The sequence below is a fragment of the Micromonospora sp. NPDC050695 genome, from assembly GCF_040654415.1.
Taxonomy (GTDB): domain Bacteria; phylum Actinomycetota; class Actinomycetes; order Mycobacteriales; family Micromonosporaceae; genus Micromonospora.
Map to the genome: position 1 here is coordinate 1 of NZ_JBFAHZ010000004.1, position 11,283 is coordinate 11,283.

The 11,283-nt window shown below is 73.6% G+C and carries 12 protein-coding genes; 4 read left to right on the top strand and 8 right to left on the bottom strand.

All coding sequences use genetic code 11. The features are described from left to right. Window positions 1-85: 85 nt before the first annotated feature. The gene (locus AB0H52_RS03955; protein ID WP_151493228.1) at window positions 86-349 is read right to left on the bottom strand and encodes a DUF6244 family protein; all 264 of its coding nucleotides are present in this window, start codon (window positions 347-349) and stop codon (window positions 86-88) included. Between the two features lie 201 nt (window positions 350-550). Beyond that, the gene (locus AB0H52_RS03960; RefSeq protein WP_151493229.1) at window positions 551-796 is read right to left on the bottom strand and encodes a winged helix-turn-helix domain-containing protein; all 246 of its coding nucleotides are present in this window, start codon (window positions 794-796) and stop codon (window positions 551-553) included. A gap of 308 nt (window positions 797-1,104) precedes the next feature. Here AB0H52_RS03960 and AB0H52_RS03965 point away from each other — a divergent pair, with 308 nt between their 5' ends. From AB0H52_RS03965 to AB0H52_RS03975, 3 genes are read left to right on the top strand one after another with little or no spacing between them, the layout of a single operon-like run. Next, on the top strand, window positions 1,105-1,260 hold the full coding sequence (locus tag AB0H52_RS03965) for a hypothetical protein (RefSeq protein WP_192580529.1): 156 nt from the start codon (window positions 1,105-1,107) through the stop codon (window positions 1,258-1,260). Beyond that, a complete protein-coding gene (locus AB0H52_RS03970; protein WP_151493230.1) occupies window positions 1,257-1,877 on the top strand; it encodes a hypothetical protein in 621 nt (206 codons plus the stop codon). Before AB0H52_RS03965 ends, AB0H52_RS03970 begins: the two co-directional genes overlap by 4 nt. Then, complete coding sequence (locus tag AB0H52_RS03975) at window positions 1,871-2,353, top strand: hypothetical protein (RefSeq protein ID WP_151493231.1); 483 nt, start codon at window positions 1,871-1,873, stop codon at window positions 2,351-2,353. The genes AB0H52_RS03970 and AB0H52_RS03975 overlap by 7 nt, the downstream gene beginning before the upstream one ends. Here AB0H52_RS03975 and AB0H52_RS03980 read toward each other — a convergent pair. The 4 genes from AB0H52_RS03980 to AB0H52_RS03995 form a co-directional block, all read right to left on the bottom strand. Beyond that, window positions 2,350-3,033 (bottom strand): hypothetical protein, encoded by a 684-nt coding sequence (locus AB0H52_RS03980; protein WP_357945102.1) that lies wholly within the window; start codon window positions 3,031-3,033, stop codon window positions 2,350-2,352. The genes AB0H52_RS03975 and AB0H52_RS03980 overlap by 4 nt on opposite strands. A gap of 165 nt (window positions 3,034-3,198) precedes the next feature. Continuing rightward, on the bottom strand, window positions 3,199-3,924 hold the full coding sequence (locus tag AB0H52_RS03985; RefSeq protein WP_357945105.1) for a DUF899 family protein: 726 nt from the start codon (window positions 3,922-3,924) through the stop codon (window positions 3,199-3,201). Window positions 3,925-3,951: 27 nt separating this feature from the next. Further along, the gene (locus AB0H52_RS03990; RefSeq protein WP_357945108.1) at window positions 3,952-4,779 is read right to left on the bottom strand and encodes a hypothetical protein; all 828 of its coding nucleotides are present in this window, start codon (window positions 4,777-4,779) and stop codon (window positions 3,952-3,954) included. Between the two features lie 2 nt (window positions 4,780-4,781). Continuing rightward, window positions 4,782-7,313 (bottom strand): FtsK/SpoIIIE domain-containing protein, encoded by a 2,532-nt coding sequence (locus AB0H52_RS03995; protein ID WP_357945111.1) that lies wholly within the window; start codon window positions 7,311-7,313, stop codon window positions 4,782-4,784. Between the two features lie 189 nt (window positions 7,314-7,502). Between AB0H52_RS03995 and AB0H52_RS04000 the strand changes: the two genes are divergently transcribed. Next, entirely contained in the window at window positions 7,503-9,035 is a 1,533-nt protein-coding gene (locus AB0H52_RS04000) for a M1 family metallopeptidase (protein WP_151492238.1), read from the top strand. 237 nt (window positions 9,036-9,272) lie between these two features. On the opposite strand, the gene AB0H52_RS04005 is transcribed toward AB0H52_RS04000, so the two are convergent. Both AB0H52_RS04005 and AB0H52_RS04010 read right to left on the bottom strand, forming a co-directional pair. Continuing rightward, a complete protein-coding gene (locus AB0H52_RS04005; protein WP_151492237.1) occupies window positions 9,273-9,788 on the bottom strand; it encodes a hypothetical protein in 516 nt (171 codons plus the stop codon). Window positions 9,789-9,846: 58 nt separating this feature from the next. Beyond that, the gene (locus AB0H52_RS04010) at window positions 9,847-11,235 is read right to left on the bottom strand and encodes an MFS transporter (RefSeq protein WP_357945115.1); all 1,389 of its coding nucleotides are present in this window, start codon (window positions 11,233-11,235) and stop codon (window positions 9,847-9,849) included. Window positions 11,236-11,283: the final 48 nt, after the last annotated feature.

Below are 11,283 nucleotides of genomic sequence, written 5' to 3' on the forward strand. Positions count from 1 at the left end.
ACGCCCTCGGGGCTTGCTTGAGCCGTGTGCGGTGAAAGTCGCACGCACGGTTCTGAGGGGGCCCCGGCGCAGCAATGCGCCGGGGCTACCCGACCAGCGCTCGGACCTTGGCGATCGTCTCCTGGACGTGCTGCTTGGCCGGCTCGCCGCCCTGGGATGCCTGCGCGAGAGCCTGCCGGTACGCGTCGATCATGCCGATGAGAGGGCCGGCGGCCACACCCTCCAACGCGCCCGCGACGAGTGCCCGAGCTTCGGCCGCGTCCTGCGCTGCCGCTGCGATCTTGGCCTTCGCCTCGTCGAGCTTCTGCGACGCCGCCGCCAACCTCGCGATGATCTGTGCTGCGCTCACGCGCACCCTCCCCGTGGTCGACCATCGCCTCCACCACCGCACCGGCGGAGACCACATGGGAGCGTACGAGATCCGCGCACCCAGCGCGACCGGGTGATTGCCCAGCCGTGACCTCGAATTCCGCTGATCTTGGACACTGTCCGTTCACGTCGAACGGAAACGGGTCCAAAATCTCATGTAGTCGACGGCAACTCGCGAGGCTCAGCGCTCGGCGACGAACACTCCGACGCCACCGACACCCTCCACCAAGCCCTCGATCTTGAGCGCGTTGATGGCCTGACGAACGACAATCGCCGAGACGTCGTGCCGACGGCACAACTCGGAGGTCGAGGGCAGCTTGTCGCCGGGCGCGAGTTCGCCGGACTTGATCTGAGCGCGGATGCCGTCGGCGATCAGCGCCCACTTGGCCTTGGCGGGCATTGGTGTCTCCCAGGTCTGCCCCGCCATTCGATCACGAGCAACTTTGTATAGCAAGCAATGTGCGGAGAGTGCTTGCGTGTACATGACCTGTTATATAAGCTCTCTTCAGCCGGCTCCCAGGTCTGCAAACCCGGAGTTGGTTCTTCCCCACCGCGCAGAGAGCGCCCGGCTGGTCGGTCCCCCCGTCCGGCCGGGCGTGCCGGGGCGTGCCCGCACGCCGCCCCGACCCACGAACCTCAGCAAGGAGACCGACCCGACGGGAGCCCTCGATGCCCGATCGACCCGACGAACGCCCGAGCGAACCCCCAGCCCAACCCGAACAACACCACCGCCTCGTGTCCGATCAGGACGTCGAGGATGCCGACGACACCCTGTTCGCCCATCCACCCCGCGTGGTGCGCCGGTGGGTCTGCGGGTGCGGCGCGGACTACCCCTGCACCGATGTGCGCTTCGCCCTCCTGGTCAAGTCCACGGCGGAGGCTGGCGAATGACCGCCGACACAGTGGACGACCTGCGCGACGCGTGGCTGGCCACGATCGCCGCAGCCGACCGGGCCGGCGCGCAGTTGCATGGGGCGGGGTCGCCCGGGCGACGGCTGCCCTGGCAGGACGCGGTCACCGAGTGCTGGCGGGCGTTGAGCCTGGTCTATGCCGGACTGGCCACGGATCGGGAGGCAGGTCGGCCCGCCAACGGCACGCCGCAAAGCTCGGCCGGGGAACTGCTCGCCGGCCTGCGGGCCGCACGCGTTGACGCGGATCGGGCCGCCGCACTGGCCGCCCGTGTCCGCTGGCGGTTGGGGGCGGCCGAGGACCGGCTGCGACGTACCCGAATCGTGGCGGACGCGGTCGCGGCCCGACACTTCGCGGCGGCGATCACCCGGTTGAACCTGGTCGTCGCCCGACTCGCGGTCGGTGGCTGCCGCATCGACCGTTCGGTGGCGGCGTTGGTCGGCGAGCCGGCGGCAGCGCCCGCACCCCGCCGGGCCGCCAGCACCAGCACCAGCACCGACGACATCGCCCGAGGTAGCCACCTGGCGAGCGCCCTGGTGGCCCGCCGACGCCACCGAAAGATGAGCCGACGACAGCGCATCAGGGAGACACGATGGTGACCGACCCGCACGCAGCCCTGCGCGGCCTCCTGACCGGGCGGCTGCGCGGTCACGAACGGCGACTGCACCGGTTCGCCGAGGCGGACTGGCGGCGGTACGCCGACCTGCTCGCCGGGGCGTTGCTGGTGGCGGTCCGGCGGCGGTTCGTCGCCGGACAGGATCGGGCGCCGGTGATCCGATTCGTGGCGTCCGTCCGCGAGCGCTTCGACGCGACCGGGCGCGACGTCGACCCGGTGCTGGCCGAGGCGCTGGTCTGGGCGGCACTCGGGGAGCGCCCACCGGTGCCCGACAGTGCGGCGGTGATCGTCGCGCGGACGGTGTTGCTGCTGGGCCTGCTGGAGGACGAAGGTCTCACCGACAGCGAACGCGACGAGATCCTCACTGCCGCCGCGCACGCCGCCAACACCTCGACGCAGGACGCGGATCGGCAGCGGGCAGGCGCGCCGGCCCCGGGGAGTGCCCGGACTGCGCTCTAGGCCGACGGCGGCCCGTTCTGCGCCCGGTTGATCAGGTCGTGCACCGGTTTGGTGCCGCTGCCGACCATCACACCGGTCACAATGGCGTCGACCCAGACCGCCACCCCGTTCCAGTTGGAACCCGCGACCGCGTGAAGCACGTAGAATCCGCCGGCGCTGGACGCCACGGTTGCCAGTCCACTCGCGAGCCCCCACGCGACGATCGTGCGGTTGGCCTTCGCCTGCGCCACCGCCGCCGTGGCCGTGGTGACCGCCGCACGGTCGGCCTCCGTCGGGCCGTCGACGCGGCCGTTCACGTCGGTCACCGTCTGCGCCAACGCGGCTTCGGCGGCGCGTCCCGGCAGCCACCGCGAGAACGGTTCCAGGATCCGCTCGACCGCCGCGGCGAACACCAGCAGGGTGAGGAAGACGGCCGTGGTGTCCTTGGGTTGGATCTTGGCGGCGGCGGCGCCGCTCCGCCAGATCATCCAGCCGGCGACGGCGCCGGCGGCGATCAGCCCGAACCCCGCGGCCACCGCGCCGGGGCCGGCCTGCCGCGACGCCGCGACGACCGACAGCCCCGACTCCTGATCGGAGCGGGATGTAGCCGCCCCCGCGGCAGCGTCGGCGCGTGCCGGCGAGCCGGCCGCCCGGTCCCACGCCGACGGCGGCTCAACGGTGGTAGTCGTCTGTCCCTGCAATTCTCTGACCAACCTTTCGACCTGCCGCTCGCGAGACATCGAGATCCGAGGTTCCCGAGCATCGGCCACCCGAGGACGGAGTGCGAATCGGTACCGCTCGGGACGCGAGACTACGGCACGCGAGTGAGCACAGTGGAGCGAGTCCGGTGCCGGGCGTGCCGCCGGTCAGTGGCAGTGCTGCTGCTGCTCGCCGACCGGCCCGGCTCCGGGCCTGGTCCACTGCGGCACCGGCCGGCCGTCCCTGCGCCACCTCGTGTAGGTCGGCTCCTGCGGCCAACCTTCCGGGGAGTCCTCCCACACCTCCTGCCGCCCGTAGGCGGTCATGTCGAGCAGCTTGTGCGACGACATGATCGCTTCGACGCCCCGGCCGGTCGTCTCGTACGTCAGGAAGTACCGGTCGTCGCGGCGCAGGAAGCACGCGATCTGGCCGCCGCCGGCGTAGGCGGGATCCTCGATGCCGTGCGTGGAATACCACGGGTGCGTGTAGCCCATGAAGTCCCGGAAGGGCGCCACCTCCTCGTACGGCCCCTCGCAGAAGACCGCGAAGGAGATGCCGCGCTCCTCGAGGTAGGCCGCGTTCTGGAAGTCCCAGATGGTGGCGGTGCAGCCTTCGCACTGGTCCTCGAACGGCTTTCCGAGGTGCCACATGTGCCGGTAGACGACGAGTTGGTCCCGGCCGGCGAAGATGTCCTGCAGCGGTGTCGGGCCGTGCGCTCCGACGAGCGAGATCGGTGTCGCCTCGGTCATCGGCAGGCGCCGCCGGGCGGCGGCTATCGCATCGCCCTCGCGGGTGTGCGCCTTCTCGCGGCCCAGCAGCGCCTCGCGCTCGCGCAGCCAAGTTTCGCGATCGACGACCGGAGGGGCAGGGGTCGTGGTGTGGCTGGTGGTCATGTCGCTCTCCTCAGCAGGATTCCCCGGTCAGCGCAGGCCGCGGACCAGTAGCAGATAGGCGCAGTACGCCATCGGAACCAGCAGGAAACAGATCAGGAACCCGAGCGGCAGGTAGCGCGGCGGGGTGCCGGCGACGATGGCGGGTCGACCCCAACGGCCCAACACCAGGTACCCACCGAAGAACGCCACCGCCGGCAACCCCGCGCAGATCCACGCGCCGAGCGTGAAGCCGTCGACCAGCCCCACCCCGGACGCGAGCACCAAGGTCAGCACGAGCACCCCGCCGGCGGCCCCGCACCCGGCGTACACGGCGACCGCACGGGCCAGCGGCGACCACGTCGGCAGCAGCGCGGGCCGCTGGGCCAGCAGCTCCGCCTGGTGCCCGTGCCGGTCGGCCTCGTCGGCCATCCGCCGGGCCAGCTCCAGCTCCACCGCCGGGTCGACCGCCACCGCGCGCTGCGCCGGCACCCCGGCGCCCGCCGGGCTCACCGCCGTCGGCAGCGCCAGCCGCGTCTCCCCCGCCGCCACCTGGGGGTACGCCTCGACACCCGCCCGCCCCGGCGCGCCGGCTGCGCCGGCGGGTCCGCCGTCCCCCGGTCCGTGCGCGGTGGCGGGCGGCCCGCTGACAGCGGCGCCCGGTGGCGCATAGGGCGGGCCGGGCGGTGGCTGGTCGATGCCGATCGCGCGGCCGAGCTGGTCGAGGCGGTGCCCCTGGGCGGTCAGCCGCTGGTGCAGCGAGTCGGTGGCGGCGTGCAGGTCGCGGCGGCGTTCGGACTCGGCGGCGACGTGTTGCTCGCCGGCCCGGTGCTGCTCGGCGAGCTGTCGGGCCAGCGCCGCGTACTCCTCGAAGGACACCGTCAGCGCTCCCCGTCCGGTTCGTGCCCGTCGCCGGCGAACGGCACGATCAGCCTGGTGCGCTGGTCGTGCCGGTCGACCAGCAGCGCCCGGTCGGCGCGCGGCGTGTAGGCGAGGTCGTGGACCCCGAGGTGCAGCGCCAGCTCGGTGCCGGGCACGTTGAGGGCGACCAGGCAGGCGATGTCGTCGCGGTTCTGGGTGCCGCCGAGGTCGTCGGCGAGCCGGCGCAGGCCACGCCACCACCCGAGCAGGTGCGCCCCCTGAGCGGGGCCCTGGCGCAGCAGGGTGCGCAGGTCGTCGAGGCCGGAGCGGAACGTGACCGGGTCGGCCGCGCCGAGCACCGGCGCGGCGGCGTCCATGCCGAACACCACCAGGTATTCGCGGCCGGCGGCCTCGCCGGCCAGTTCGGCGATCCGCTCGCGCAGCCCGGCCGCGTCGACGCGGCGCACCGGGTGGCCGGCGGACCGCAGCCGAGCGTCGGTCTCGTCGGCGACCGGGTCGGCGGCGGTGACCAGTGAGGCCAGCAGGAAGCGGGCGTCGCCGGGGGTGTGCTGACGGGCCAGGCTCACCGTCGCGGCGCGCAGCACGTCCGCTCCGGTCGGTGCGGTGCCGACGACGGCGAGGTGCCGACCCGGGGTGGTGTCCATCAGGAACAGCGCGGTGGTGCCGTGCACGTCGACGGTCCGGCCGACCAGAGCCATCGGCCGTCGGCCACCGGGGCGCAGCCCGGCGAAGGTGGGGTCGTCCTCGACACGCGCCGCCTCGTACCCCTTGAAGACCGCCGGCGCTCGCGAGCCCGGCGGGCGGGCCTGCCACAGCTCGTGGCGCAGAGCGGCGAGGTCCGCCGCGGCGGCGTGCGCGTCGGGGAAGCGCAGCACGGTGTCGGCGCCGACCGCGCCGGCGGCGGTGTTGACCACGGCGGAGCCGATCGGCAGGGCCGCGGCGGCGTCGTTGAGCTGGTCGAGCACCCCGCCGCCGCCGGGCAGCGCCACCCGCAGCGCGAACTGCCCGAAGATCGCCTCGGCGCGGCCGTAGAGCGCCTCGATGCCGGTCATGCTCTGGCTGGCCAGCACCAGGTGCACGCCGTAGGAGCGGCCCTTGCGCGCCAGCTCCTCCAGCAGGTCGACCGACTCGCGGGCCGGCGCGTCGTTGCCGGCGAGCAGCACGTGGAACTCGTCGATGACCGCCACGATGCGCGGCAGCGGATTGTCCCGCGATAGGTCGGCGAGTTTGGTGACGCCGTGTCGCTTGAGGGCGGTGGCGCGGCGCTGCGCCTCCCGGCGGAGCTCGCGCAGCACGGCGAGGCCGTACTCGCGGTCGGACTCGATGCCGACGGCGCGGGCGTGCGGCAGCCAGGACGGGTCCCGTGTGGTGGGCACGAACTCGGTGAAGCTGACGCCCTCCTTGAAGTCGAGCAGGTAGAGCTGAAGCTCGGCCGGGGAGTAGCGGGCGGCCAGCCCGTAGAGCACGTCGAGGAGGAAGACGGTCTTGCCGGCGCCGGTGCGACCGCCGACCAGCCAGTGCGGCGTGGCGTCGTCGAAGGCCACGGTCAGCGGGGCGCGGCCGGCCCGGCCGATGACCGTCCGCAGGCCGTTGCCGGCCGACTCGGCCCAGCGCCGCTCGGGCAGCAGCTCGGTGAAGGGCAGCGCGTCGGTGCGGCGGGCGGCGGCGCCCAGGTGCTCGGCGAGGGCGCGCACGGACGCCGGCGGCGGGTCGCCGTCGAGCAGCACGGGTGCGGCGAGGCCGCTGCCGTCGGCGCTGAACGGGGTGCCGGGCGGGTCGCCGACGGACGCGTACCCCTGGTTGAGCCGGATCGCGGTGGTGCCGCCCAGCGGTGGCGCGGTCTCGCCGGGCAGCCGGGACGGGTGGCCGGCGAGCAGCACGCAGACGGCGGCGGCCGGGCCGGCGTGGGTGAGCGCGGCGAGCCGGGCCAGCTCGCGCGGCGCCGGTGCGGCGGTGGCGACGACCACCAGCAGGTGCCGGGCGGCGGGCTCGGCGTGCTGCGCCGCGCGGGCGTGCCGCTCGGCGGCGTCCAGCAGTGCGGTCACCTCGGCCTCGCCGGTGGCCGGCGGGTCGAGCACCCCGGCGTCGAGCAGCGGACGCAGCGGACCGAAGGTGGCACCCAGTGCGGCGGTGTCGATGCCGGCGACGCGGACCTGCCCGGCCGGCGCGGTGGCGACCAGTCGCAGCACCAGCGCCCGCAGCAGCGCGGCGACCCGGGAGTCCCGGGCGTCGGTGTCCAGGGCGAGGTGGTGGCCGCCGCCGAGCGGCACCAGGACGGGGAAACCACCGTCGGCTGTGGACGCCTCGCCGATCCGCACCGCCGTCGGCGCGTCGGTGAGCGCGGTGGCGCCCGGGGTGGGGGTGGCCAGCGCGGCACCGAGGCGGGCCAGCCGATCGACCAGGTCACCGGCGCCGACCGGCGCGGCGGGTGCCCGGGCGGCGCCGAGCGCTCCCCGTGCGCTGTCCAGGTGCGCGCGAGCCGCCCGGTGGGCGGTGACCGCCTGCCCGTACGCCGACGCGAGCCTGCCCACGCTGTGCCTCCCACGGCTGTCCGGTTCGCGGAAACCCTAACGGACACCGGTGACACCGGGACAGTACCGACCCGCGCGTTCGGGGTGCGGCGGCCGACGGCCCGCGGTGCACCGTCGGCGGCGGGCGGCGCGTTTCACCGTTGTCGATTAGGTTGGCGAGGCGTACACCCGATGGAGGGAGTCCACCTCGTGCGACGAGTCCTCACGGCGGCCACCGCCGCCCTGACCCTCACCACCGCCGGCACCATGCTCGCCGGCACCCCCGCCCAGGCCGCCCCGACAGGCTGGGGCCGACCCATCGTCACCGTGGCGCCGCAACCCGGCGCGCCCGGCCTGGGCGACAGCTACTTCCCCGACTACGGCAACGGCGGCTACGACGTCGAGCACTACGACGTGCGGCTGCGCTACGACCCGGCCACCGACCGGCTCACCGGCACCACCACCATCCTCGCCACCGCCACGCAGGATCTCTCGGCGTTCAACCTGGACTTCCTGCTCGACGTCGAATCGGTACGGGTCAACGGCTGGGCGGCGACCACCAGCACCGCGGGTGTGCACGAGCTGGTGGTCACGCCGGCCCGCACCATCACCCGGGGTGAGCAGCTCACCATCGTGGTGCGCTACGCCGGCATCCCGTCGGAGACCCTGGTCGGCGGGTACACCGGCTGGACGCGTACCGACGACGGCGCGCTCGCGGTCAACGAGCCCGAGTCGGCGTGGTGGTGGTTCCCGAGCAACGACCACCCACTGGACAAGGCCACGTTCGACATCTCGGTGTCGGTGCCCACCGGCGTCGAGGTGATCAGCAACGGCGTGCAGCCCCGGCCGCCGCTGGCCGAAGCCGGCAACCGCACCCGGTGGATCTGGCGAACCACCTCCCCCACCGCCACCTACCTGGCCTTCATGGCCATCGGCCAGTACGACATCGTCACCGACACCACGCCGAGCGGCCAGCCGGTGGTCAACGCGTACAGCACCTCGCTGGGCGCGCTCGGCCCGGCCGCGCGGGCCAGCATCGAGCGGACCGCCGAGATCGTCGACTGGGAGAGCGGGATCTTCGGCCCGTACCCGTTCGAGGCACAGGGTGGCGTGGCCGGGCCGGTGGACGGCATCGGCTTCGCGCTGGAGACGCAGACCCGACCGGTGTACGGCCCGGGCTTCTGGCGGCGCGGCGCCAACACGTACGTGGTGGCGCACGAGAACGCCCACCAGTGGTTCGGCGACTCGGTCTCGGTGGCCGACTGGCGCAACATCTGGCTCAACGAGGGCTTCGCCTCGTACGCCGAGTGGCTGTGGTCGGAGGAGCAGGACGAGGGCACCGCCCAGGAGGTCTTCGACTTCACCTACGCCAGCTACCCGGCCGACGACGAGTTCTGGCAGGTGCTGCCCGGTGACCCGGGTGCCGGTCGGGTCTTCGACGACGCCGTCTACGACCGGGGCGCGATGACCCAGCACCAGTTGCGCCTGGCCGTCGGCGACGACGCGTTCTTCGAGATCCTGCCCGCGTGGACCGCCGAGCACCGGTACGGCAACGGCACCATCGAGCAGTTCCAGGCGCTCGCCGAGCGGATCTCCGGACTGGACCTGGACGACCTGTTCACCACCTGGTTGTTCACCGCGGGCCGGCCGGACGTGGCCAGCGCCGCGCGCAAGGCCGCCCCGCCGGCCGAGCCCAAATCCTGGGCCAGGATCCGCGAGGCGCACGAGCTGATGTCCCACTAGGGATCCGGTGTGGACTGGAAGGGCCCGTCGCCGATGCGGCGGGCCCTTCCGGTCGCCAGCGCCCGTCTCCGCGGCGTCCCGCTGTTCTCTTGGGACGCGGATCGACGACCGACCACTCCAGTGCTCGGCTGTAGAGCTGCCCCAGATATGGGGCGATGACGGTGCCCCATATCTGGGGCAGCTCTACAGGCGCCGTCGGGGTTGCACTCACCCGATCGAGAACCTGGACGGGCCCGATCACGGAGTCGCTGGGACACCTGTCGCCGCGGTCGTGCTCGCCTCGACGGCGCGGATGTGCCGGTAGGCGAACCAGAGCGGCGGGAACGCCCCGACCGCGAAGGACAGGTCGATGAGCGTCCAGAACCACGGGATGTCCCGGATCGGGCCGCAGATCAGCGCCAGCGGGACGATGCCCGCGCAGGCGATCATGCCGACCTGCACCACCCAGACGTTGCGTACCGGGTCGCGCAGCGGCCCCCAGAACGCCACCGCCAGCACCAGGTGGGCGAAGGCCAGCCAGTCGGTGCCGTAGAGCAGGAACGGGTAGTCCTCGCCGGCCGTCACGAGCCCGGTGTGCACCCGCTGGATCCAGTCGACCAGCGCCGGCAACTGGTCGGCGAACGGTTCCAGGGCGCGCAGCAGCCAGCGCACCTCGATCTCCAGCGGGAACGCGGTCACCCCGCTCAGAAAGAGCCCGACCAGCACGACCCACAGCCACCGGCGGGTTCGCCGCAGCCGCTCCTCGATGTCCATGATCGCAGCGTAACGATGATCTTCGTGCCGGTCGGTCCCGCGGACGGTGACCGCTGTCTCAGCGGCTGGGCGCCGGACCGGCCGTGGCCAACTCCCCCAGCCGGGTCGCGCCCACACCAGGGCCGGCCGGCGCGACGACACACACCGCCCCGGTGGGCCGGACGATGCGGGCGGCTCGGAACGCCGCCCGCCGTACCGGATGGCGCGGCTGCGGGACGACAAGCGTGAGGGTGGCCGACCGGCCGCGCTGCCGGTCCAGGGCGACCGCCGCCGCCGTGGTGGCGATGGCCGCGACGGATCCGGCCAGGACGAGCGTCTGCCGCGGCCCGGCGTGCTCGGCCAGCCAGCCGAGCAGCGGCGCGCCGACCGCGGCGGAGACCGAGCCGGTGACGGCGAGGGCGGCGAGCACCCGGCCGCGCATCGCGCCGTCGGTGTCGAGTTGGGCGCGGGTGCCGACGGTGGTGTCGATGACGACCGCGGCGGCGGCGATCGGCAGGATCACCGCGGCGAAACTCCACGCACCCGGTGCGAGACCCGCGACGATCTGCAGGCCGCTGGCCAGCAGACCGGCACCGACCAGCGTCCCGTAGCCCAGCGAGCGGCGGCGGGCCGCGACGAGCGCACCCACCACCGTCCCCACCGCGAACACCGTCGACAGCAGTCCGTAGCCGGACGCGCCGGCGTTCAGCGGTCCGTCGCTCATGGCGGCCATCGTCACCTGGTAGTTGCGGCCGAGGCTGCCGAGCACGAACGACAGGGCGAGCGCGAGGAGCAGCACCGGCTGCCCGTGCAGATAGGCGAACCCGGCCCGCACGCCGTCGTGCACCCGGCCACCGTCCGGCGCGGCCCGGGCGGGAAGGGCACCCGGCCGTACGGCGAACAGCGCCACCACCACGGCCGCGAAACTCGCCGCGTTGATGCCGAAGAGCAGCGCGGGGCCGACGGCGGCGACCACGATGGCGCCGAGGCTCATGCCGAGGATGCGTCCGGCGGAGTTGGTGAGCGAACCGAGCGCGAGGGCGTTGCCCAGCGTCTCCCGGTCCACCAGCGTCGAGGACCAGCGGCCCATCACCGGGCCCTCGACCGCCGAGACGGCACCGCTGGCCAGGGAGATCGCGAAGATCAGCGGTAGGTCACCGACCCCGGTCAGGGCGACCGCCGCCAGCCCCGCGGCGAGCGCCGCGTGAGCCACCTGGGCGGCGATCAGCAGCGGACGGGCGGGCAGGCGGTCGGCCAGCACGCCGCCCCAGACGCTGAGCAGCAGCGTGGGCGCCGCCTGGAGCAGCACGGCGAAGCCCATCGAGGTCGCCGACCCGGTCTCCTTCAGCACGTACCAGTTGACCCCGAGGACCTGCATCCAGGTCCCGATGACGGAGACGAACCCGGCGAGCGCCCAGATCCGGTAGTTGCGGTGGCGCAGCGCGGCGAAGGTGGCACCCGTGGCCACGACGAACCTCCAGCGATCGGCGGCATGAGCAGTCATGCCGATCGCGGC